At 73.6% G+C, this 22631-nt stretch carries 18 protein-coding genes; 4 read left to right on the top strand and 14 right to left on the bottom strand.

Features of this window, described 5'->3' with window-relative positions:
- Positions 1-53 precede the first annotated feature (53 nt).
- Complete coding sequence (locus NQZ70_RS00175) at positions 54-1037, top strand: hypothetical protein (RefSeq protein ID WP_129572397.1); 984 nt, start codon at positions 54-56, stop codon at positions 1035-1037.
- A gap of 134 nt (positions 1038-1171) precedes the next feature.
- Positions 1172-2170, top strand: coding sequence for a hypothetical protein (locus NQZ70_RS00180; RefSeq protein ID WP_129572398.1), 999 nt, complete (start codon positions 1172-1174; stop codon positions 2168-2170).
- A gap of 38 nt (positions 2171-2208) precedes the next feature.
- Here NQZ70_RS00180 and NQZ70_RS00185 read toward each other — a convergent pair whose 3' ends face one another.
- Entirely contained in the window at positions 2209-3471 is a 1263-nt protein-coding gene (locus NQZ70_RS00185) for a 6-phosphofructo-2-kinase/fructose-2,6-bisphosphatase (RefSeq protein ID WP_129572399.1), read from the bottom strand.
- Positions 3472-3480: 9 nt separating this feature from the next.
- Positions 3481-4305, bottom strand: a complete 825-nt coding sequence (gene pgeF, locus NQZ70_RS00190) for a peptidoglycan editing factor PgeF (protein WP_237244887.1) — start codon at positions 4303-4305, stop codon at positions 3481-3483.
- 74 nt (positions 4306-4379) lie between these two features.
- Between pgeF and NQZ70_RS00195 the strand changes: the two genes are divergently transcribed.
- Both NQZ70_RS00195 and NQZ70_RS00200 read left to right on the top strand, forming a co-directional pair.
- Positions 4380-5573, top strand: a complete 1194-nt coding sequence (locus tag NQZ70_RS00195) for a serine/threonine-protein kinase (protein WP_129572400.1) — start codon at positions 4380-4382, stop codon at positions 5571-5573.
- A 357-nt stretch (positions 5574-5930) separates the two neighbouring features.
- A complete protein-coding gene (locus NQZ70_RS00200; protein ID WP_237244888.1) occupies positions 5931-8567 on the top strand; it encodes a penicillin-binding protein 1A in 2637 nt (878 codons plus the stop codon).
- A gap of 25 nt (positions 8568-8592) precedes the next feature.
- Here NQZ70_RS00200 and NQZ70_RS00205 read toward each other — a convergent pair whose 3' ends face one another.
- The 12 genes from NQZ70_RS00205 to NQZ70_RS00260 all read right to left on the bottom strand — a co-directional run bounded on the left by NQZ70_RS00205 (position 8593) and on the right by NQZ70_RS00260 (position 22622).
- Positions 8593-9915, bottom strand: coding sequence for an alkaline phosphatase PhoX (locus NQZ70_RS00205; protein WP_129572402.1), 1323 nt, complete (start codon positions 9913-9915; stop codon positions 8593-8595).
- Between the two features lie 157 nt (positions 9916-10072).
- The gene (locus NQZ70_RS00210; RefSeq protein ID WP_129572403.1) at positions 10073-10780 is read right to left on the bottom strand and encodes a hypothetical protein; all 708 of its coding nucleotides are present in this window, start codon (positions 10778-10780) and stop codon (positions 10073-10075) included.
- Positions 10781-11008: 228 nt separating this feature from the next.
- Positions 11009-12190: a zinc-dependent alcohol dehydrogenase gene (locus tag NQZ70_RS00215; RefSeq protein ID WP_129572404.1), complete on the bottom strand. Its 1182-nt coding sequence runs from the start codon at positions 12188-12190 to the stop codon at positions 11009-11011.
- Between the two features lie 5 nt (positions 12191-12195).
- Positions 12196-13014: an SRPBCC family protein gene (locus tag NQZ70_RS00220; protein ID WP_207217699.1), complete on the bottom strand. Its 819-nt coding sequence runs from the start codon at positions 13012-13014 to the stop codon at positions 12196-12198.
- 73 nt (positions 13015-13087) lie between these two features.
- Positions 13088-14101, bottom strand: a complete 1014-nt coding sequence (locus NQZ70_RS00225; RefSeq protein ID WP_129572405.1) for a tetratricopeptide repeat protein — start codon at positions 14099-14101, stop codon at positions 13088-13090.
- Positions 14088-15467, bottom strand: coding sequence for a serine/threonine-protein kinase (locus NQZ70_RS00230; RefSeq protein ID WP_129572406.1), 1380 nt, complete (start codon positions 15465-15467; stop codon positions 14088-14090). Before NQZ70_RS00230 ends, NQZ70_RS00225 begins: the two co-directional genes overlap by 14 nt.
- Positions 15468-15581: 114 nt before the next feature.
- On the bottom strand, positions 15582-16574 hold the full coding sequence (locus NQZ70_RS00235; protein WP_129572407.1) for a M14 family metallopeptidase: 993 nt from the start codon (positions 16572-16574) through the stop codon (positions 15582-15584).
- Positions 16575-16722: 148 nt separating this feature from the next.
- Positions 16723-17694: an agmatinase gene (speB, locus tag NQZ70_RS00240; RefSeq protein ID WP_129572408.1), complete on the bottom strand. Its 972-nt coding sequence runs from the start codon at positions 17692-17694 to the stop codon at positions 16723-16725.
- Positions 17695-17702: 8 nt separating this feature from the next.
- Positions 17703-18482 carry a 1-acyl-sn-glycerol-3-phosphate acyltransferase gene (locus NQZ70_RS00245; RefSeq protein ID WP_129572409.1) on the bottom strand — a complete coding sequence of 260 codons (780 nt, stop codon included), beginning with the start codon at positions 18480-18482 and terminating at the stop codon, positions 17703-17705.
- A gap of 14 nt (positions 18483-18496) precedes the next feature.
- Positions 18497-19054: a GNAT family N-acetyltransferase gene (locus NQZ70_RS00250; RefSeq protein WP_129572410.1), complete on the bottom strand. Its 558-nt coding sequence runs from the start codon at positions 19052-19054 to the stop codon at positions 18497-18499.
- Positions 19055-19218: 164 nt separating this feature from the next.
- Complete coding sequence (locus tag NQZ70_RS00255) at positions 19219-20199, bottom strand: SDR family oxidoreductase (RefSeq protein ID WP_129572411.1); 981 nt, start codon at positions 20197-20199, stop codon at positions 19219-19221.
- Between the two features lie 158 nt (positions 20200-20357).
- The gene (locus NQZ70_RS00260) at positions 20358-22622 is read right to left on the bottom strand and encodes a DUF2169 domain-containing protein (RefSeq protein ID WP_129572412.1); all 2265 of its coding nucleotides are present in this window, start codon (positions 22620-22622) and stop codon (positions 20358-20360) included.
- Between the last annotated feature and the right edge of the window lie 9 nt (positions 22623-22631).

The raw sequence follows: 22631 nt of genomic DNA on the forward strand, positions 1-22631 counted from the left end.
GCCGGACGCGCCCGCCCGATCCCCGTCCCCGGCCTCTTTCCCGGCCCAACGCCATGCCCGCCGAACCGATCACGGCCGCCCAGCTCTTCGAGCGCATCTTCGCGCCGCACTACCCGCCCGACGCGCTCGCCGACCTCGCGGCCGCGCGCTCCACGGACGCGAACCCGGCCGGAAACCCGTCGATCCTGGCCCAGATCGACCACGCGGCGGAGGTGTTCGCCCGGCTCGCGCCCGGGGCGTTCGGCGCGCCCGACCTCGGGCTCGATTTCTCCGACGCGTCGGTCCACCGGCTGGGCGCGGCGCTGACGCGCGAGCGGCGCGACGCCTGGCTCTCGCCGGCCGAGGGCGCCGCCGGTACGCGAGGTACGTCGGCCGAGAGCGGGGCCGGGGCGCCGCCCATGCTGGTCACCCTCGTGACGCACGGGGCGCTCTACGTCGGCGCGTGCGTCGCCAGGAACCACGGGGGAAAATGGCAGGTCCGGAGGCCGCTGTGGGAGTCGCTGGTCCGGCTCGAGTCGAGCGCGGGGACCGGCGATCTCGCGATCTTCCAGTGGTGGCTCAAGGCGCTCAGCGACGAGGAGATCGGCCGCGGCAGGCTCGCGGACCGCTACCGCACCCACGTGGAGGTGCCGACCTTCGACGCGGAGCGGCTGCCCGTGATCGCGGCGGGCGACCGGCGGATCCCGAGGCTCGCGAAGGTGCGTTACGACACGCTCTACAAGCACCTGCGCGCGCACCTGCCGGAGCTCAGGTCGGTGGGGGAGGATTTCCCGTCCCCGGAGCGCTTCGAGGAGATGGCCTTCAAGAGCATGGAGTTCGCGCTGCTCGGGGGCGGGCGGATGCTCCTCATGCACGGGGCGACCGCGGAGGGGGTGCACCTGTTCTGGCTCGACGCGAACGGCTTCGTGAAATCCGTGTACTACCCGGCCGACGGCTTCCCCGCCCACGTGGTCCAGATCGAGGGCCAGAAGATCCGGGTGATCGTGCCGATCCGCGGCGAGACGCAGGCACACGAGATGCTCTGGTGGGGGGCGTAGCCGGCCTTGCCCGCGCCGAGCGGCCGGCGGGCGCGCCGGGGCTGACGGCGCGCCGACCGGCGGGCGCGCCGGGCTGACAGGCGCGCTCCGGCCCGGCGCTCGCGCACCGAGCGCGCCAGGAGTAGGCTCGCCCCGTGCTCTCGCCCGACGTCCGCTTCGAGGGGTTCACCGCGACCGACTGGGTCCGCGTGCTGTCGTTGTTCCGGCCCAGACGCGCGGGCATCGACGAGCGCGAGGTCGACCGGCCGCGCGGCGGCGTCGTCGCGGTCCGCGCGGGCGGCAGGCTCAGGAAGCTCATGCACACGGACGCCGGCCGGCTCCGGCTCGACGACGCGCAGCGCGCCGCCCGGCTCTCCGCCGAGGAGCTCGCCGCGGGCCACCACGCGAGCTGGGCCGCGGTGATCGAGGCCGGCGCCCTCGAGGCCATCGTGGAGCGGTTCGGGGCGCGGGTGCGGCGCGGCGACGACCTCGTCGCGCAGACGCTCCTGCTGCTGCAGCTCGCGCGCGAGGAGCTCCTCGCCGGGAGGATCGACCTCTGGCCGGCGCGGCTGCGCGGCGTGCCGATGCCGTCGCCGGGCGTCGTGCGGGGCACGCTGGAGTCGCTCGCCGGGGTCGGCAAGACGATGGTGATCGGCCTGTTCGAGGGCGGGGAGCTCTGGACGAGCGTCGCGCTCCGCCGCGACGCGCGCGGCATCAACCTGATCCTCGGGCCGGACGAGGTGCGGGAGGACATGGGGCTGCTCGCCGGCGACTGGCGGCGCGACTACCGGCACCTCTCGCGCGCCATCGAGGAGCGGGCAGGGGAGCTGTCGCTCGGCTGCTTCGCCGAGGCGGAGACGATCCGGAAGCTCGAGGTCGACCCGAGCCCGGGCGCCTGGGCGCGGGCGGTCGCGGTGCGCGACGTGATCCTCGCGCCGGTGCCGGCGGCGCTCGCCATCCCGCTCGGCATCGACGCGGGGCGCGCGGCGCTCAGCGCCCTCCGCGCGATCGCGGAGCGGATCGATCCGATGGGGATCGTGGCGCCCGCGATGCGGGCGGTGCTCGAGCGGGCCGGCACCGACAGCGAGATGGCCGCGATGCTGCCGTTCCACCCGCTGGAGCTGCTCCGCAAGCTCATCAGCCGGGATCGCTGACCCGGCGCGGCGCGCGCGGCGCCGTCGCGCCGGGAGGATCAGGGGTGCGCGGTGCTCGAGTCGCCGCCCTGGACCGCGGGCGCGAGCTGGAAGCGGCGCTCCTCGCACGCGTACGCGGTGGGGGTCAGCTCGATGACGGTGTGCAGCGGGATCGGCAGCGTCGGGCACGAGGGCGCGGGGCGATCCACGAGGTAGGCGTAGAGCGCGCGCAGCACCGCCTGGTGGCCGATCACGAGCACGGGCGAGCGCTGGCGCTCGAGCTGGATGATCAGCGGGTCGAGGCGCTGGATGACGTCCTCGTACGACTCGCCGCGCGGGTAGCGGTAGCGGAACTTGTCGGCCGCGCGCGCGTTGAAGACCTCGGGCATCTGCTGGCGGATCTCCTCGTACGTCATGCCCTCGCAGACGCCCGCGTCGATCTCGTCGAGGGCGCGCCACGCGACGTGGTTCTGCGTGATCGGGCGCGCGGTCTGGATGGTGCGGCGCAGGGTGCTCGTCCAGACGTTGACGTGCTCGTCGCCGGCCCGCTCGCGGATGAAGACGGCGAGGTTCTTCGCGTAGTCGTCGCCGCGCGCGCTGAGGTCCGAGTCGCCGCCGAGCAGCCCCTTCTCGTTGAACACGCTCTCGCCGTGGCGGGTCAGCCAGATCGGGTGCGGCGTGAGGTGCATGTTCATCAAGAGCGGGACGAGGCGCGCCGGCAGGTAGCCGTGGATGCGGTTCAGCACGACCTGGCGGCCGACGTCGATGATCTTGATGTAGCTCTTCTCGGGCTCGCCGAGCGGCTCGTACGCGCGGGCGTAGTGCGCGATGCGCGCGCGGAAATCGCGCAGCGCCTCCTCGGGATCGACGCCCTGGTAGTCGGGCGAGCGGAGCTTTGTCTCGCGGACGTTCGTCTCGATGATCGACTCGTCGTTGCAGATCGACTCGATGAAGACGACCGGGAAGCCGTGCGCCTGGCAGCGCTCGGTGACGAGGTTCCGGCGGGCGCGGGTGCTGTTCGTGGCGTCGTAGATCGCCACCTCGCCGCCGGAGCTGAGCCAGCCGATGAGGTCGTCGAGCGCCGTCATCGCCATGCCGAGCAGCGCCTGGCGGCCCTGGGTGTTGTCGGGGTCGAAGAACTGGTGCGGCTGCGCGGTGCCGAGGTGCGCGCGGCGGTAGTTGCCGACGTTGAAGAGCCGCGTGGGGTGGCCGAGCCACGAGAGGTACCGCGCGATCTTGCGGGCGATGGATGTCTTCCCCCGCGCGGGCAGGCCCACCATGGCGAGGACGATCGGCGACGAGTCGCGCGCGAGCGAGACCATGGGAGCGTTTTAGCCGATGACGGTACCGCCGGCGACGATGACGGAGAGCAGCCGGCCGCTCCGCTGTCCGTCGCGCCGGTACGAGAAGAAGCGGGCGGGGTCACACGCGGTGCACCCCCGGACGTCATCGACCGACGTTGCGTCGAGGCCGGACTCGGCGAGCTGGGCCTTGAGGATGCGGCGGACGTCGGCGTGCGGGCGCGCGCCGGGGGCGCCGCGGACGATGGCGGCGTCGCCGGCGCTGGAGCAGGCGGCGAGTTCGGCGGCGACGTCGTCGCCGATCTCGAAGCAGCAGGCCTCGATGTGCGGGCCGATCGCCGCGACGAGATCGGCGCCGGGGCCGGCGAGCGACCTGAGCGCGCGGGCCGCCTCGACCACGACCCGGCGCGCGGTGCCGCGCCAGCCGCTGTGGACCGCGGCGACGGCGCCGCTCCGGCGATCGGCGAGGAGGATCGGGGCGCAGTCGGCGCTGCGGACGCCGCAGCCGACCCCGGGCACGCGCGAGAGGGTCACGTCGCCGACCTGGCGGACGACCTCGTCGCGATCCTCGTCGCCGGTGAGGATGCGCGCCGTCACGCCGTGGACCTGGCTCAGGTAATAGAGCCGCGCCGCCGGGATGCCGAGGCGCCGCGCGGCGCGCTCCAGGTTCTCGCGGACGGCGGCGGGGTCGTCGCCGAGCGCGATGGCGAAGCTCAGCGTGTCCCACGGGGGGGCGCTGACGCCGCCGCGCCGGGTGAAGAAGGCGTGCGAGAAGCCGGCGGCGGCGAGGAGCGGGCTCTCGAGCGCCTCGGCCGCCCCGGGGGCTTCAATTTTTACGGTCATTTTCAGTGCCACGACGGATCCGATGGGTCCGCTGCTTCGGTCATAGACGATACGGGTGGGTTGCGTGGTATTTTCCGGCTCCACGCATGGCCGCCGGTCCGGACCCGAACATCGGTCGAGATCTGCTCGGGGGGCAGTTCCAGATCCTTCAGAAGATCGGCTCCGGCGGCATGGGGTCGGTCTACAAGGCCGCCCAGCCGGCGATGAACCGGATGGTGGCGGTGAAGATCCTCCACCCCAAGCTCGCGAACCGAAAGGATCTCGTCTCTCGCTTCCGCCGCGAGGCGCGGGCGATGAGCCACCTCACCCACCCGAACACGGTGAAGGTGCTGCTCTACGGCGAGCTCGAGGACGGCTCGCTGTACATCGTGATGGAGTACCTGGAGGGCAAGAACCTGAACCAGGTGGTCCGCAAGGAAGGGCCGCTGCCGGTCGAGCGCGCGATCCCGATCCTGATCCAGGTCTGCGGCGCCCTGCAGGAGGCGCACATGCAGGGGATCGTGCACCGCGATCTCAAGCCCGAGAACATCTTCCTGTCGACCAACGGCGGGCTGAAGGACTACCCGAAGGTGCTCGACTTCGGCCTCGCGAAGGTGACGGAGCGCGAGCTCCGGCCGGGGTCGGTGATGCTCACGCAGGAGGGCATGGTCTTCGGGACGCCGGAGTTCATGTCGCCCGAGCAGGCGCAGGGCAAGGTGCTCGACGCGCGCAGCGACATCTACTCGCTCGCGACCATCCTGTACGAGGTGCTCACGGGCAAGCTGCCGTTCGAGGCGCGGACGCCGATGGAGTACATCCAGCACCACGTGACCCGGAACCCGATCCCGCTCGACGAGCGCGTGCCCGGGAAGCAGTTCCCGCCGGGGCTCGGGGTGGTGCTCGCCAAGGCGCTCGAGAAGCGCCCCGAGGATCGGTTCGACTCGGCCGCGGAGTTCGCCGACGCGCTCAAGCCGTTCGCGGGCGGCGCGGGCAAGGGCTACACGGCGATGATGCCGAAGAACGCGAACGCGGTGCTCGAGCAGGCGGCGAAACAGCACGCCGCTGCGCTCCAGGCGAGCAAGGCGCCCGCGTCGTCGCCGTTCAAGTCGCCGGCGAAGACGGTGAAGATGGTCCAGCAGCCGCCGGCGCCCGCCATCAGGCCCGCGCCCGCGCCTGCTCCGCTCGCCAAGGCGCCGGCCAAGGCGGAGACCAAGCCGCTGCTCCTCGTCGGCATCGCTGCGGGGTGCCTGATCGCCGGCGTCCTGATCACCATCGTGGCGATGCGGCTGTTCCAGGGCTGAGCTCCCGCGGCCGAGGCCTGAAACGAGGCGAGCCACCGCGGGCGTGCTAGCGTCGCCGCTCCGGCGCGCCGGGCGCTCTGGATGCGCATCGCAGGCGCCAGCGTTCACGGGGACGACGTCATGGCCTCGGAGCAATCAGGGAACCCAGGGGGAAACGACAACGATCCGGCCAGGAGCGCCGATCCGCCGCGGCATGCGTCGGAGCCGCCGCGGCGTGCGTCGGAGCCGCCGCGGCGTGCGTCGGAGCCGCAGTTGCGTGCGTCGGAGCCGCCGCGGCGTGCGTCGGAGCCGCAGTTGCGTGCGTCGGAGCCGCAGTGGCGGGCGTCGGAGCCCCCCGCGCGGAGATCCAGCCCGCCGGTGCGAGGGAGCGAGCCGCCGCAACGGATCAGCACGGCGGCGCGGACGGCGAGCGCGCCGCGCCTCGAGGGCCCGCCGCTGGCGCTTCCCGACGACGCGGCGGCCGGACAGGACCGGGGCGCCAGGATCGCCACCTGGGCGAAGCGCATCGGGATCGCGCTCGCGGCGCTGCTCGTCCTCGCCGCCGCGAGCGTCGTGCTCGTCGTCCGGCACTACGAGGCGGATCTCCCCTCGACCCGCGAGCTCAAGGATTACCGGCCCCCGCAGGTGACGCGCATCCTCGCGCGCGACGGGACGCGCCTCGGCGAGCTCTTCACCGAGCGGCGCACCGTCGTGCGCATCGGCGAGATCCCGAACCAGGTGAAGCTGGCCACGCTCGCCGCCGAGGACGCGGGCTTCTACGAGCACGCGGGGCTGAACTACCTCGGCATGCTCCGCGCCCTCGCGGTGAACCTCCGCTCGACCCAGACCAGGCAGGGGGCGAGCACGATCACGCAGCAGGTCGTGAAGAACGTCCTGCTCACGCCGGACCGGACCTACAAGCGCAAGGCGCGCGAGATCATCCTGGCCCGCAGGATCGAGCAGGAGCTCACGAAGGACGAGATCCTGGAGCTCTACCTCAACAAGATCTACTTCGGCCACGGCCGCTACGGGGTCGAGGAGGCGAGCCGCTACTACTTCGGCAAGAGCGTGCGCGACGTGACGCTCGCCGAGGCGGCGCTGCTCGTCGCCGTCGTGAAGGGGCCGTCGGTGTACTCGCCCCGCGCGAACCTCGAGCGCGCCGTGGCGCGGCGCGACTTCGTGCTCGACCAGATGCACAGGAAGGGCTTCGCGGACGAGGGCCAGGTCGAGCTGGCGAAGCGGGAGCCGGTGGTGCTCGCCATCGAGACCGAGTCGCTCGCCGAGCTCGCGCCCGAGGTCGTCAGCGAGGCGCAGCGCGTGCTGCGCGAGGTCGTCGGGCCCGCCGCGCAGCAGGGCGGGTACACGATCACGACCACGATCGATCCGGCGCTGCAGGCGGCGGCGCGCGCGGCCGTCCGCAAGAACCTCGACGCGTACGCGAAGCGGCACAAGCTGTTCGGCCCGCTCGCACGGGCCAAGAAGGAGCCGCCGCCCTTCGAGGGGACGCCGGCCGGCCACAAGGTCTTCCGGGGGGTCGTGACCGGCGCCGACGACGCCCGAGGCACGCTCGCGGTGCGCGTGGGCACGCTGGAAGGCACGGTCGCGCTCCGCGGCGCGCAGCGGTACAACCCGAACGGGCTCGCGCCGAGCAAGTTCGCCGACGTCGACAAGGTGGTGCGCGTCAGCCTGATCGGCCCCGCGCCGGAGCCGGTCGTCGAGGCGGCCGCGACGGGGCAGGACGAGGACGAGGACGCCGCCGCCGGAGAGGCGAGGCGCGCCGCGCCCGCAGGGAGCCCGGCGAAGCCCGCGGCCCCGGTGCCGCTGCGGCTCGAGCTCGGACCCGAGGGCGCGCTCGTCGCGATCGACGTGCGGACGCGCGAGGTCGTCGCCCTGGTCGGCGGCTACGAGGCGGTGCGCGGCGGGCTCGACCGCGCGACGTTCGCGCGGCGGCAGCCGGGGTCGACGTTCAAGGCGTTCGTCTACGGCTACGGGCTCCACGCGCGCACGCTGACGCCGTCGACGATCCTCGAGACGAACCCGCAGGCCGTCGCGGGGTACAAGCCGCAGAACCACGACGAGAGCGAGGGGCAGTCGCCCGCGCGGCTGCGCGAGGCGCTGGCGCACAGCGTGAACGTGGCCGCGGTGTCGGCGATGTCGCGCGTCGGCCCCTCGAACGTGGTCGCCTTCGCCGGCGCGCTCGGCATCCAGTCGAAGCTCGGCGCGGACCTGTCGCTCGCGCTCGGCGCCTACGAGGTCACGCCGCGCGAGATGGCGGCCGCGTACGCGAGCATCGCCGCGGGCGGCGTCTACGAGCAGCCGGTCTTGATCACGAAGATCGTCGGGCCGGGCGGGGCGGAGATCCCGCTGCCGCCGCGCCCCCCGGCGCGCCGCGTGATGGAGGAGCCGGAGGCGTACGTGCTCACGAGCCTGCTGACGTCCGTCGTGCAGACCGGGACCGCCAAGCAGGCGCGCTCGCTGGGGCGGCCGATCGCCGGCAAGACGGGGACGACGAACCAGTCGAAGGACGCCTGGTTCGTCGGCTACTCGACCGACATCGCGTGCGCGGTGTGGACCGGCTACGACGACGCGGCGCCGCTCGGCAAGGGCGAGGCGGGCGCCACGGCGGCGCTGCCGGCGTTCGTCGATTTCATGAAGCAGGCGCACGCGAAGCGCCCGGTGGCCGATTTCCCGGTGCCGAGCGGCGTGGTGCGCGTGAAGATCGATCCGCAGACGGGCCTCCTCGCGCGCGAGGGGCAGGAGGACGCCGTCGAGGAGGTGTTCGTCGCCGGAACGGAGCCGGCCGAGGAGGCGCCGGTCCCCGAGGCGGACGCGGGCGCGGAGGCGGCCGACGTCGGAGCGCCGGAGGAGCTGCAGGGGGTCGTGCCGGCGCCGGGCGAGGGGCCGCGGCCGGCGGAGCCGGGGACGGCGGAGCCAGGGCCGGCGCCGGGCGAGTCGGAGCACGCGCCGGAGCCGGGTCCGCTGCCGATCGGCGAGACGGCGCCGCCGCCGTTCTGAGCGGCCGCTCGGGCCGGTCGGCGCTCTACCCCGGCGCCCCCGCCCGGCTCGGGCTCCCGGCGCCCGCGGCGATCTCGGGGAACGGGCCCGTGACGGCCAGCGTGAGGCCGTCTTCCTGCATGTTCACGAAGAGCGCCTTGCCGTCGGGCGAGAAGCACACGCCGGCGAGCTCGCTCGGGCTCCGCGCGTTGCGCGCGAAGTCGAAGATCTGCCCGTCCTTCGTCACGCCTCGCAGGTAGTTCCCCCGGCTGCCGTCCTCCGCCATGAAGAGCTCTCCCCAGGGAGCGACGGTGATGTTGTCGGGCGCGTCCAGCTCGTCCGTGCTCGTCGCGTGGGCGAGGACCTCGAGCGCGCCGCCGTCTCCGGCAGGGGCCAGCCGGAAGATCTGCCCGGCGCCGGCCGGGCCGCCGATCGTCGCGCAGACGTACACCACGCCCTGCGCGAGGCAGACGCCCTCCCCGCGCCGGAACAGCGCGGCCCCCTTGGCCTGGGCCTGCTTCCGGACCGTGTCGTCCCGCGGATCGGGATCGTCGATGTCCACCCACGCGATCTCGCGCGGCTCCTGCAGCGCCCAGCCCGACGTGTCGGCCTTGCGGGCCCCGACGACGGCGAGCGCCTGCAGCCTGCCCTCGAACGGCGCAGCACGATCCGCGGGCTTGAAGCGGTAGAAGCAGCCATCCGCCCGATCCTCGGTCAGGTAAGCGATGTTCGTCGCGGGGTCGACGACCGCCGCTTCGTGGAAGAAGCGGCCGTAGCCGGTGAGGCGCTGCGGCGGCGCCACCCTGGAGGCGTCCGCCGCGCACACGAAGACATAGCCGTGGCGCGGGTCGACGTTCTCCTCGCAGGTGAGCCAGCCCCAGGGGCTCACGCCGCCGGCGCAGTTCCGGTTCGTTCCGGCGAGCACGAGGTTGCTCGACCGGCGCTCGAGCGTCGCCGCGTCGATCACGAGCCTCGTGACGCCGCCCATGCTCGCCGCGTCGTACGCCTCCGCCGGCGCGCTCTGCCCGGCCCGGTAAGGCCCGATCTTCCGGTCGGCCGGCCCATTCTCATGATTCCTGAGCAAGATCCACGTGTTGTCCGGCCCAGGAAAGCATCCCATCCCGTCCGGCCGGCCGGGCACCCGGTAGCCGTCCTCCATGGCGCCGCCGGCGCGCTCCAGGATCCGGTAGGCGAAGCCCGCAGGGAGATCGAGGATGCCCGCGGGATCGGGCAGGAGCGGCCCGAACCGGCCGGTCGCGTTCTTCGTCGCCGGCCTCCGCGCGAAGATCAGGGAAAACGGCAGGGCCAGCGCCGCGGCTGCAGCCCCGCCGACGCGCAAGAACGATCGCCTCGGGACGCGTCGTTTCATGACGATGATCTACGTCGATCGACCACCGCCCGAAAGCCGTCGGGCACGAGCGCCGCGAGGCCGCCGCTCGGCCGATGCGCGGGACGAATGCCGGTGCGCGCGGGTGGACGCCTCGAGGCCGCGACAAGCTCGCCGGCGCGCATGCCGCGGCGCGGCGTCACCCCGCCTGGCTTCCGTCGGGGACCGCACGAACCAGGATCTTCGACGACACGCGGCCCACGAGCCGCCGCAGGGCCTGCTTCGCGCCGATCGCGCCGCCGGCGCCCACCGCGAAGACGAGCGGCGCCGCAGCGCCGCCGGTGACCGCGACGAGGCCCGCCGCGAGCAGCACGCCGGCGCCGGTCGCCACCGCGCCCGTCGAGGCCTCCTGGGCCGCGTGCACCATCGCCTCCTGCCTCGTCATCTCACCGCGCTGGTAGGCCGTGACCCCCTCGTACGCGCCGAAGGCGCCGTCGATGACGAACCCGATCCCGGCGGCCTTGCCGGCGCCCTTCAGGATCTCCCGGCCCGCGGTCTTCATCACCTCGCGGGTCAGCGTCTTGGCCACCGCGGCCGACGCGCCGTCGGTGAGCGCCGCCTGGCCCGCCTGCCGCGCCGCCTCCTGAGCGACGAGCGCCCCCGCCTGCTTCCCGCCGTGATCCACGATGATCTTCGCCGTCGCCTGCGCCCCCAGCGAGAGCCCCGGCGCGAACGCGTCCACGACCGCCGTGGTGTTCTCGACCATCGCGCGCCGCAGGCCCTCCCGCGCGCCCTCGTCGAGCAGCCCCTTGCCCGCCACCGAGAACAGCGCCTCGGCCGCCCCGCGGACGGCGACCGCGCCGCTCCCTGCCACCGAACCAAGGATCTTGTTTCGCCGTGAGCTCATCTCGACCTCGCCGTCTGCGCGCGCCCCCGCCTCGTCAAGGGGTAGCGCCCTGGGGCGGAAAGACAAGCTCAGCGCCGCGCGCTCCGTCCGTCGCCACGAGCGAGATCCGCCCCGGCGCCCCTGCTGAAGATGCGCTCGGCCGGCGGCGCGCAGAGGCCGCGCTCGCCGGCCCGCAAGCCCACCGTCGCGGCGCCGATCGCGCCCTCGCCGCGGGACGGCAGCGCCGACTCAGGCGCTCGCCGCCGGCGTGAAGACGACGCGCACACAGCCATCCTGCTTCTTCTTGAAGAGCTGGTATCCGCGCGGCCCCTCCTCGAGGCTCATCGGGTGCGTCACGAGGAACGAGGGATCGATCTCGCCGCGCTCGAGGTGCTCGAGCAAGCGCGGGATGTAGCGCTGGCCGTGCTGCTGTCCCATCCGGAAGACCAGGCCCTTGTTCATCGCAGCGCCCATCGGGAACTTGTCGATGAGCCCGCCGTAGACGCCGACGATCGACACCGTGCCGCCCTTGCGGCACGCCATGATCGCCTGGCGCAGCGCGATCGGGCGATCGGTCTCGAGCCGCATCGCCTGCTTGGCGCGGTCGTAGGCGTACTCGAGGCCTCGCCCGTGCGCCTCCATGCCGACCGCGTCGATGCACGCGTCGGGGCCGCGGCCGCCCGTCATGTCGCGGAGCGCCTCGCGGACGTCCACCTCCTCGTAATTGAGCACCTCGGCGCGGCCGCGCTCGCTGGCCAGCCGGAGGCGCTCGGGGAGCCGGTCGATGGCGATGACCCGCTCCGCGCCGAGCAGGTACGCGCTGAGGATCGCCATCTGTCCCACGCCGCCGGCCCCCCACACCGCGATCACGTCGCCGGGGCGGATCCCGCACATGTCCGCGGCCATGTAGCCCGTCGGCAAGGCGTCGGCCGCGAACACCGCGCGATCGTCCGGGACCGCCTCGGGGACCTGGAAGGCGCCCTGATCGGCGAACGGGACGCGCACGTACTCGGCATGGCTGCCGGCGATGCCGCCAAAGGCGTGGCTGTAGCCGAAGATGGCGGCGGTCGTGTCGCCGAAGGCCTCGTCGAGCACGGCGTGGCTCGGGTTCGAGTTGTCGCAGAGCGACCAGAGCGCGTGCTCGCAATAATAACAATGCCCGCAGCCGACGATCGAGCAGACGACGACGCGGTCGCCCCTCTTCAGCTTGCTCACGTCCGGGCCGACGTCGACGACCTCGCCGACGAACTCGTGCCCGAGGATGTCCCCCTTCTTCATCGTGGGCACATAGCCGTCGATCAGGTGCAGATCCGAGCCGCATACGGACGACATCCGCACGCGGACGATGGCATCGTGCGGGGCGAGGATCCGCGGATCCGGCACCGTCTCGACGCGGAGATCGTTCACCCCGTTCCAGCAGAGCGCGCGCATGGGCCTCACCTCCCCAGCACGGCCCCGCCCAGCGCGGCCGATCTCCGGCCGCTGGGCTGTCCGTCGATCGTCGGGATCTCCCCCGCCTCCATCAGCTGCTTGAAGTGGCGGAGGTCGTCCCTGAGCTGCTGATCCGGGTCCTCGCCGAAGACCTTCGCGATCACCCGGCCGAGCGCGCCGGCCGGCGCCTTGTAGTCGATCGTCACGCGGACCTCGGTGCCGCGGCCGCCCGGCGCAGGGACGAACCGGACCGAGCCCGCGTTCTCGATGTCCGCCGGCTCGCGCGAGCGCCACGCGATGAGCTCGTTCTCCCGGTCCTCGATGATCTCGGCCCGCCACGACACCGAGCCGCCGCCGGGCGCCCTCGCCGCCCACCGCGAGCGGCGATCGTCGATGACCTCGACCTCGGCGAGGTGCTCCATGAAGCGCGGTAAGTTCTCGAAATTGCGCCAGAATTTGTAGAGCTCGTCCGCGGGCTTCGCGACGGTCACGGCGCGCGCGACGCGCGTCGCCGCCGGGGCCAGCGCGCCGAACAGGCGGCCCACGCGCTGGCCGGCGCGCAGGAGCGGCGCGCGCGGCGCGGCGCGATCGCCGGGCGCGCCCGCGGCGCCGCGGCGGCCCGAGACGCCGTGCTGGATCAGCGCCCCGCCCGCGAGCGCGAGGACCAGGCCGGGCACGCTGCGGCGCGCGAGCCCGTACGCCACGAGGGCGCTGCCGCCGATCGTGGAGGCCAGGCGCTCCGCCCTGCCCGCTGTTCTGCCCGCCCCCGCCTGGTCGCGCTCGACCAGCGGCGGCACCTCGGAGATCGGTTCGAGCATCGTCATGACACCACTCCTCGCAACCTGGGTCGCAGCCCGGGTTCGCGGCGAGATCAGGCAAGGCGCGCGCCTGGCCCGATCAGAAGCGCACGAGGAGGCGGGAGCCGAGGCCGGCCAGCGACGGGGTGAGCGAGAGCTCCGCCACCGGCGGCTTGCCAGGCGCCGGCGAGGCGGCCTCGGAGGGGCTCAGCAGGAGCAGCGTGACGCCGGCGCCGATGCCGACCAGCCCGACGCTGGCGAAGACGCCCGCGAGCGTCGTGGCGGTCTTCCCGGTGTCGTAGTCCCCCTGCAGCGAGCGCGGGCACACGTAGCCCCCGCCGCCGGCAGGGGAGCACCCGTCCTCGACCCTGGACAGCGCGCTGGCGCGCACGGCGAGCGCCACCGCGGTCGCGATCGCGCCCGCGCCGCCCACGCCGAGCGCGATGTAGCCGCCCGTGCGGACGCCGCTGGACGATGGCGGCGCGGGCGCGGCGTCCGGGGCGCGCGCGTCGCGCGCCGGGAGCGGCGCGGGCACGGTGAGCGTCACGTCCCGGCTCGCGCCCGGCGTGAGCTCGACGCGCTCCAGGATCGGCGCGGCGCCGCCGTAGAAGAGCTCGACCGTGTGCGCGCCGAGATCGCGCTCGAGCGCGACGCCGAGGAGCCTCGGATCGAGCGGCTTGCCGTCCAGCACCACCTGCACCGGCGGCCGCCCCTCGGCGCCCTGCAGGCGGACGGTCAGCGTCCCGACCTTGTTGCCGAGCGCCCGGTACCGGAGCTCGGCGTCCTCGCTCCACCCGGCGTACTTCGCCTCGTTGGACTGGAGCGCGGCGCGCCGGAGATCCCACCAGTCCCGCCGCGCCGAGGCGTAGCGGCCCATCTCCTCCTCGCACTCGGCGATGTTCCGCAGCGCGCCGAGCCCCTCGGGGTAGATCTCGAGCGCGCTCCGGAAGGCGATGACCGCCTGCTCGCACTGGCCGGCGCTCCGCAGCTCGCGCCCGCGCGCGAACAGCGTCTTCGCGTCCTCCTCGGCCCCGACGGCGAGCGCCGGCGCCGGCGCCGCCGCGAGCAAGGCGGCGCCGCACAGCGTGATGAGCTGTCGCTCAAAGGATCTCACTCTTGTCGATCTCCTTGCGGCGCCGGGGCACGGTGGGCGGCGCGGGCTTGGCGGTCGCCGTGGCGCGGGGAGCGCCCCCGTCCGCCCCAGGGCGAGGCTGGCTCGAGCGCGGCCGCGCGGACGCGGTCGCCGCGGCGGAGGGAGCGGGCTCGTCCGCCGGGGCGACGGCGGGCGGCGGCGCCGTCGCGGCGGGCGGCGGCGGGCGCACCGCGAGCTCCTGGAGCGCGCCGCGCACGCCGGGGGACAGGCGCCGCGCCGCCTCCGGCTCGGCGCGCGGCCCATCGAGCAGGCGCCACGCGAGCGCGGTGGCGCCCGCGAGCGTGCCCAGGCAGGCGACCGCCACGGCGACGAGCGCCGCCGGCCGCCGCGCCGGCGGGGCCGCCGCGGGCGCGGGCGGCGGCGCCGCGAGCGCGTCGCGGTAGGCCCGGACCATCTCGCGGATCGAGGTGAACCGCCGCGCCGGCTCCTTCGCGAGGGCGCGCGAGAACCAGCCGTCGAGCCCCCGGGGGAGCGACCGCCGGATCTCCGTGGCCGGCTCGAAATCGCGGGTGCTGACCGCCACGATGAGCTCGGCGATGGTGTTGCCCTGGAACGGCGGCCAGTCGGTCAGCACCTCATAGGCGAGGACGCCGAGCGCCCACACGTCGGCCCGCGCGTCGACCGCGAGCGGCGAGGAGAGCTGCTCCGGGCTCATGTAGTTCGGCGAGCCCAGCATGACGTCGGCCTCCGTCTCGCGCGGCCGATCGAGGCCGAGATCGCCGTGCAGCGCCTTGGCGATGCCGAAATCGGCGACCTTCACCGTCAGCTCCGCGCCGGGATCGTCGAGGAGCATCACGTTGGAGGGCTTCAGGTCGCGGTGCACGATGCCCATGTCGTGCGCGACGGTGAGCGCGTCCGCGATCTGATCGAGCATGTCCGCGAAGCGCCTCGGATCGATCGGCCCCTTCTCGTGCACCTCGGCGAACAGCGTCCGGCCCCGGATGTACTCCATCACGAGATAAGGGATGTCGTCGTGCACGCCCGCGTCGTGGACGGCGACGATGTGCCGCGTGCGCGCGCCCAGGCGGGCCGAGATCTGGGCCTCGAACCGGAACCTCTCCAGGACGGTCCGGCTCCGCGTGGGGTCGCCGGTCAGCGAGACGCTGAGGAACTTGATGGCGAGCTCGGTCTTGAGCGTGACGTGGACCGCGAGCCAGACCTCGGCCATGCCCCCGCGCCCGAGCGGCCGGACCAGACGGTACTTGCCGTCGACGATCTCGTCGGCCTCGTGCTGCCAGACGTCGGACTCGTCCGCGCCCGCCGAGCGCTCCGCCGCGCTGGGGCTGACCCTGACGGTCGTCGGCAGGCGGGGCGAGTCAGCGTCCACACGCGAAGGATAGTGGATGCCGCGTGCGGGACTGGCACTTTTTGTCCGCCTGTGCCCGGCCGGTGTGGGACGGCGGCAGCGGTCAGCCGGGCGGAGGCCGCGCGCGCGGGCGCGTCACTCGGCGGCGTCGGCGAACAGCTCCGCCGGCGGCTCCTCGAGGCGCGGCGGCGCGTGCGGGGCCGTCTGGCCCACGCCGCGGTCGAGCGCGTCGCCGAGGAGCGCGCCCACGCCGGGCACGACGTTCTCGATCGCCGCGTCGGCCTCGCGCGGGTTGAGCCACCAGAACGGATTGAGCAGCCGGCGGAAATCGCGGAACGAGCGCGCGGGGCGGCTGACCTCCACGGTGAAGGCGAGCGTCCCCAGGTTCGCGTCGAGCCAGTCGTCCATGTCGCCGACCGTGGGGTACCAGTGCGCCGCCTGCCGGAGCTCGTACCGCTCGCGCGGCAGCGCTCGGCAGAAGGCGTCGCCGAGCGCGCGGTACAGCGAGGCGCGCGGGTTGGGCGCGCCGGTGTGCGCCCAGGGGTAGAGTAGGAGGTTGCCGCAGCTGTGAAAGCCGAGCGCGAGCGCGGGCCGCGTCTCCAGCGCGACGTCGCGCAGCGCGCGCGACTCGGGCTCCGAGAACGCGTGCGGCCCGGTGTAATGCGGCGACCACCGGAGCCGCGACCCCGCGAACGGGTGCAGCGGCCGCGACGCGGACAGCGGCGCGAAGTTCCGGTTCAGATCCACGCCGCGGGCATTGCACCGCTGCGACGCCCATCGCTCGCCGCGGAGGCGCTCCAGGTTGTCGGCGAACGCGTCGGGGTTGACCACCGGCATCACGACCAGCCGCGCGTGCGCGGCGATGCCGCCCCGGCCGCCCGACAGGAGCGACCGGACCGCATCGAGCAGCGCGAGCCCGCCGATCACCTCGACCCCGTGCATCAGCGACGTCAGCAGGAACGTCGGGCCCAGCGGGTTGCCGAAGTCATACCGCCGTAACGGTCGTCCATGGGTGGACGTCCCGACCGTGATTTCATGTCCGCCGTGTGCGCGCGCGAGGCGCGCCCAGGCGGCGTCGAGCTGCGGGAGATCGGCGTAACGGCCGGATAGATCGGGCGAGCGTGTCATCCCAGTGTCTCTTATGTGACACCGGAATGGCGAGGGGCGCCAGCGGATTGAGGCGCCGCGCGGCGCGGCGGAGCGCGTTTTCTCTCGTCGCCTTCACTTCTTCACTTCACTCACGCTCGCGATCGCCGACGCCGAGATCGGGGGTGCGTCACCCGAGCGGCCGATTGTCGACCTTCCTCGTCGCGAGCAGGGCGAGGCCCTCGAACAGGAGGTGCGCGCCGAGGTGAAGGGTGATGTCGGCGTGGTCGAGCGCGGGGCACACCTCGACGAGATCCATGCCGACGAGGTTGATCCCCGCGAGGCCGCGGAGCAGCTGGATCGCGTCGCGCGAGGTGAGCCCGCCGGGCACGGGCGTGCCGGTGCCCGGGGCGTAGGCGGGGTCGATGCCGTCGATGTCGAACGAGATGTAGACGGGCGCGTCGCCGGCGGCGAGGCGGATGGCGGCCGCGATCGTGGAGGCGCCGTCCCAGTCGATCCGGTCCATGCCGTACAGGGTCGCCCCGGCGTGCGCCGCGAAGGCGCCCTCCTCCGGGTGGCCCCAGGTCGCGCGGACGCCGATCTGGTGGAGCGCGCCCCGGCCGATCAGCCCCTCGTCGATGGCGTTGCGGAACGGCGTGCCGTGGTGGAACGGCTCGCCCCACACCTCCGCCGTGCTCGTGTCGAGGTGGGCGTCCACGTGGACGACCGTGACGGGGCCGTGTCGTCGCGCGAGCGCGCGGAGCACCGGGAGCGCGATGGAGTGGTCGCCGCCCACGACGAACGGCACCGCGCCGGCCGCGAGCACCTCGTCGACCGAGGCCTGGACCAGCTCGCGCACGGACTCGGCGTGGAACGGGGGAAACGGCACGTTGCCGCCGTCGAGCACGCGGAGCGCGCGGAACACGTCGATGCCGTGGCCGGGGTGATAGGACTGCACGAGGGCGCTCACGCGGCGCAGCTCGTAGGGCGCGAACCGGGTGCCCGGGCGGTAGGTGACGCTCCCGTCCCACGGGACGCCGAGGAGCACGGCGTCGGCGCCGGCGTAGGCCGACGCGCCGGCCTCCTGGAAGCTCGCGGTCGGGAGGCGGAAGAAGGGAGTCTGCCCGTGCCGCAGGTACGCGGCGGCTCGTTGTTGCGACATGAGATCTCCTAAAGGCTCAAGAGGTCCAGGATCACGGCGCGGGCGCGCTCCGCGAGATCGGCCGCGCCGCCGTGATCGCCGAGCGGGGGGCCGAAGGTGATGCGAGCGCTCGCCTCGCGGCGGCTGGAGAAGCGGAGATAATGGGGGACGAAGGTGTCGTCGCCCGCCCAGCAGAGCTCCGGGGCATCGTAGGTGACCGCCGCAGGCACGACGGGGACGCCTGCGATCCGGGCGAGGCCGAAGATGCCCTTGCGAAAGGGGAGGACCTTCTCCCCGCGCGTCGTGGAGCCCTCCGGGAAGTTCAGCACCGGGACGCCGTGGCGCAGGGCGCGGAGCGCCGACCGGAGCACGCGCGCCCCGCTCGCCGGGCGCTGCCGGTCGACGAGCAGCACGCCGAGATCGCGCGCGCGCTCGCCGACGATCGGCCAGCCGCCGATCTCCTGCTTGGCGATGGCGGTGCAGGGGGTGAGCGAGGCGAGGGCGATCGGATCGAGGTAGCTGACGTGGTTGGCCACGATCACGAACGGCGGCGCAGGGAGCGCGCCGGTCACGCGGACGCGCAGGGCGTGCAGCGCGCAGAGCTCCCCGGCGATCGCGTGCAGGAGGCGCGCCCGCTCGCGGTCGCGCGAGGCGGGCAGCTCGGGCAAGAGGTTGGTCCGGAACACGGTGTCGAGCGCGAGCCCCATCACGCCGGAGACCCGGCTGACGACGGAGCGCGCCTCGGTCCACGGCCAGACGCCCGCCGCCCCGGGGCGGCGGGCGGCGTCCAGCGGAGCGGTGGTCGTCATGAGGTCCGTCCGCCTCAGGCCACCGCGGCGATGGCGCCGTCCGCCGCGCGCGGCTCCTTCGCCTCGGCGGCGCGATCGACGAGCCCGACCCGCTCGAAGCGGGCCCGGAGCGCCATGAACGCGTCGCGATCGATGCGCGAGATGATGCGCGGGTGTCCGGTGCCGTAGAAGTCGGGGCGGACCTCGATCTCCTTGGCGCCGAGCATGGCGTGGAGCGCCCGCGCGGCGTGGTTGTCCTCCTCGACGGTGAACCAGCACGACTCCGCCCACCCGAGGATCGACCCGACGAACGCCCGGAGCAGCGTGTGCGTGGCGCGGGAGCCCTGGTACTCGGGCAGGACGGCGAGGGTCGTGCAATAGACCTCCTTGCCGCGCGCGAAGGAGAGCAGGTAGCCCGCGGGCTTGCCCGCGGCCTCGACCATGAAGCAAGAGTCCTTGAAGAAATCGCAGCAAAGACGGATGTAATACCGCCCGAGCTCGCCCTCGCCCGCGCTTCCGAAGAGCGCCGCCTCGAGGTCCATCAGCGTCGAAAAGTCATCGCTTCGGAGCGTGCGCGCCACATAACGGCTCATCGTTGCGCCTCCTTGATTCTCATCAAATCGTTGGTCGGCGCGCAGCATGCCGAGCATCGGTGGAGAACGCGTCACAGAATCCCCGAGGTTGGGAGGCACCCCGGGCACGGCGGCGCGTCAGGACGGCTGGGAGATCGCGTACGGAGGGTGCCAGAACGGCGAGCTCACCGTGGCTTGAGGCGCTCGAGCGCCGCGGACGGGATCTCGAGCGCGAGCCGGGCGGCGGTCCTCACCGCGTCGAGGAGCGTGGCGAGGCCCGAGCCCCGGCGCCACCCGCCGGTCACGCCGGTCCAGCGCTTCATCGGCGAGAAGATGTTGCCGTCGGTGTGCGGCGCGGCGCGATCCAGGAAGGTCGCGCTCGGGATGTACGCCGCCAGCACCCGCTCGGTGAGGCCCGGGAAGACGGCGTACGCCGCGGCGGTGACGCGGCCGCCGGCGCCGACGTACACCTCGCGCCGCGGCCGCTCGGCGAGGGAGACCATCGCGGCCGCGACCCGCGCGGGGTCGAGGACCGGCCGGATCGGCTGGACGGCGCGGCCGGTGTAGTTGCCGGCGTGCTGGTAGATCGGGGTGTCGACCGCCGCGGGCAGGAGCGTGCAGACGTGGATGTCCGGGGTGCCGACGAGCTCCTGCCTCAGGCAGGACGAGAGGCCGAGGATCCCGAATTTGGAGCTCACGTAGGCGCTCATCGTCGGCCCGCCGAACTTGCCGAGCGCGGAGACGTTGTTGACGAGCACGCCCGCGCCTTGCGCGCGGAAATAGGGCAGCGCCGCCCGCGCTCCGTGCACGTAGCCGAGCAGGTTCGTCTCGATGACCTGGCGGTAGGTCTCGTAAGGCGCCTCGTCGGCGCGCGCGTAGAGGAACACCGCGGCGTTGTTCACCCAGACGTCGATCCTGCCGAACACCTCGATCGCGGCGCGGGCGAGGGCCCTGACGGCGCACTCGTCCCGCACGTCGGTCGGGACGGCGAGCGCCCGCGCCCCGGCGCTGGCGCACTCGGCGGCGACTTTCTCGAGGGCCGACGCGTTCCGCGCGGCGACGACCACCCGCGCGCCGCGCCGCGCGAACGCGATCGCCGCCGCCCTGCCGATCCCCGACGAAGCCCCGGTGATGACGACCACCGAATCGCGCACGCACTTCCGCATGACTGACAACCTCCCGCGCGGTCTGTCCCGCACCGGGAGGGGAGCAACCCGCGGGCCATCTTGGCCCGGGGCGCGTCCAGGGATTCCGGGGCCGGCGCGCGGCGCCGGGCGCGCCGCAACGGGGCGCGCGCCGCGCCGGCCTTCTCACGCGCGCGACTCTAAAGAGCTCCGCGTCTCGCGAGCGCGCAAGCTCGCAGCGCGATGCCAGCGCTCTCTTGGTGCTCGGTGCGCATTCCGAGCGCGGCGATCATTCTCACTTGCATTCTTTGGAGACCCGGCAATTCCTTCCCCACCGCCTCAGGCCAGTATACAGGCACCTTCGCGTGACCTCCGGAGGAAGAGAGCAGCGCCCGCAATCTCATCTGCCCCATCACCAGCCTTTTCTGGAAATGCCTGTGCTCGAGCAGCGCCCTCTCCGCATGCGCCTCGATCGTCCTCGCCGGTACCACGCGATTCTGGCCCAGCGCCTCGCGCAGCTGCCCCGTCAGCCCTTCCACCACGCTCGTCGCCCCCTGCACCCAGGGCATCTTGAAGACGTCGTGGATCGCCTCCACCGTTTCCTTCAGCTTCTTGTCCGCCATCACGAGCGGGCTCGCCGCGGCCACCAGCGCCTTCAGCGTCTCCACCTCATCGAACGGGAGCTCCAGCTCCCCGGCGACGAGCACGAGCGGCGGCACGAACGCCCCGTCCTCGCCCACGGCCTCCATCATCGCCTGCTCTAGGTCCTCCACCCGCATCGGCTGCCCGCGCGCGAGGATCGCCAGCACGTCCCGGCGATCCTTCGCCGACGGCCGCTTGCCCGGCGGCATGTCGTCGTCGAGCTCCTCGTCGTCGGCCCGCGGCTTCACGTCCGCGAGGATCTCCTTCCACGCCGCGTGCTTCCGGATTCGCGGCATCGCCGCGGGGCTGAACCAGAGCAGATCGACGATCTCACGCCCGCCGCGCCTCGGCGCGGGCGCGGGCGCGGGCGCCGCGGGGGTCGGCTCCGCCGGCGGCGACGCGGGGCTCCTCGAGCCAGGGCTCGGTCCCACCATGGATTCCACGACGGACTGTCCGATGGAAGGCCTCCCGCCCGCCTCCAGCCGGCTCCACGGCGCCGCCGTCGCAGGCCTGGCGATCGGCTCCGCCGGCGGCGGCAGCACCACGAGCGGCGGGGGCGCCGGGCTCACGGCGGGCGGCGCAAGCGGCGGCGCCGCCGGCTCGGCGTTGTGCGGCGGGTGACCACCCGGCCTGAACGGCAATGCGGCGTCCCCTGGCCTCGACGTCGGCGGCGCGGGCGCCTGCCGCGGCTCGCCCCCGCCCTGGAACGGCATCACCGGCGCCACCGCCGCGCTGACCTTGTCCCCCAGCTGGAGCGTCCCCTCCGCGTCCTCTTCCACCCCGCGCTTCTCCGCCGCGTCCGTGGCCTCCGGCGGGGACGGCTTCGCCCCGTCGCTGGAGACGCGGCCGCCGGCGTCGCCCTCGAGCGTCACCGTGATGCGCCCCGCCTCGTTCGGATGCCTGAGCCCGATCCTTCCCCGCCAGACCACCGTGCACAGCCCACGATCGGTGTCGATCCACAGCGTGTCCGCGACGAGCGCCACCTCCTCGTGCTCCCCCGTGGCCCGGTGCGCGACCGCCCTCGGCCGGACGCCCGGCAGGTTCGTCACGAGGCGGGCGTGATCGGGGCTCAGGTTCTCGAGGATGATGTGCTCGTTGGGTCGGATCTGCTCCACCTGCTGGTCCGGGGGCGCCGCCAGGAAGTACACGGGATCGAGCCCCTCCGGCAGCGGCCGCTCCTCCCACCCGGGCTGCGGGAACTTCCCGGCCAGAGGTCCGAGCCACGATGTTCGCCCTGGCCAGCTCCGCCCGATCGGGGCGAAGCACACCGGAGCGAACGTGTCCGACGGCGTGACCACATGCATCCCGGGCGGCTGGAGGTTCGGGACCGTGACCCTGCCATACATGTCCGGGGGCGCGTCGAACCGCACGCCGACCGGGTTGCTCGTGTCGGGGCCGCCGGCGGCGCGCTCCCAGCAGAGAGGCATCTTCGTGAAGCCCTGTCCCTCGAGGAGCTGGCCATCTCGCACCCGGAAGGCCCGGTCGCACCACACCTCGATCGACTTGTCGATGTCTCCGACCGCCACACGGACCATCATCGATCGCATGGGGCGCTTGCCCGGCGCGTACGCGTGCCCGACGAGCACCACGTCGGCGCGCGGTTTGTAGGGCACCCTGTCGCTCGGCGCGACGACGCTGCGCGCCGGATCGTCGTTCCAGTGCTTGTCCTCCTCGTTCGGCGCCTGCTGCTCCGCCGCGAGATACGACTTCCCAGGCACGAGCACGAACGTCGCTTTCACGACGACGGTCTGCGCAGTTCTCCCGTCCTGCGACTGCCAGACGAACCCCGACGCCGGCAGCGGGCACAGCGACACCACGTTCATCGGACGCGA

The organism is Sorangium sp. So ce836 (assembly GCF_028553905.1).
Lineage (GTDB): Bacteria > Myxococcota_A > Polyangia > Polyangiales > Polyangiaceae > Sorangium > Sorangium cellulosum_D.

Bases quoted from the DNA above. Each gene is read 5' to 3' on its own strand.
- NQZ70_RS00245 (WP_129572409.1), bottom strand. From the start codon at position 18,482: ATGACGACCACCGCTCCGCTGGACGCCGCCCGCCGCCCCGGGGCGGCG.
- NQZ70_RS00175 (WP_129572397.1), top strand. From the start codon at position 54: ATGCCCGCCGAACCGATCACGGCCGCCCAGCTCTTCGAGCGCATCTTC.
- NQZ70_RS00210 (WP_129572403.1), bottom strand. From the start codon at position 10,780: ATGAGCTCACGGCGAAACAAGATCCTTGGTTCGGTGGCAGGGAGCGGC.
- NQZ70_RS00250 (WP_129572410.1), bottom strand. From the start codon at position 19,054: ATGAGCCGTTATGTGGCGCGCACGCTCCGAAGCGATGACTTTTCGACG.
- NQZ70_RS00195 (WP_129572400.1), top strand. From the start codon at position 4,380: ATGGCCGCCGGTCCGGACCCGAACATCGGTCGAGATCTGCTCGGGGGG.
- NQZ70_RS00260 (WP_129572412.1), bottom strand. From the start codon at position 22,622: ATGAACGTGGTGTCGCTGTGCCCGCTGCCGGCGTCGGGGTTCGTCTGG.
- NQZ70_RS00235 (WP_129572407.1), bottom strand. From the start codon at position 16,574: ATGACACGCTCGCCCGATCTATCCGGCCGTTACGCCGATCTCCCGCAG.
- NQZ70_RS00255 (WP_129572411.1), bottom strand. From the start codon at position 20,199: ATGCGGAAGTGCGTGCGCGATTCGGTGGTCGTCATCACCGGGGCTTCG.
- NQZ70_RS00215 (WP_129572404.1), bottom strand. From the start codon at position 12,190: ATGCGCGCGCTCTGCTGGAACGGGGTGAACGATCTCCGCGTCGAGACG.
- NQZ70_RS00205 (WP_129572402.1), bottom strand. From the start codon at position 9,915: ATGAAACGACGCGTCCCGAGGCGATCGTTCTTGCGCGTCGGCGGGGCT.
- NQZ70_RS00185 (WP_129572399.1), bottom strand. From the start codon at position 3,471: ATGGTCTCGCTCGCGCGCGACTCGTCGCCGATCGTCCTCGCCATGGTG.
- NQZ70_RS00220 (WP_207217699.1), bottom strand. From the start codon at position 13,014: ATGACGATGCTCGAACCGATCTCCGAGGTGCCGCCGCTGGTCGAGCGC.
- speB (WP_129572408.1), bottom strand. From the start codon at position 17,694: ATGTCGCAACAACGAGCCGCCGCGTACCTGCGGCACGGGCAGACTCCC.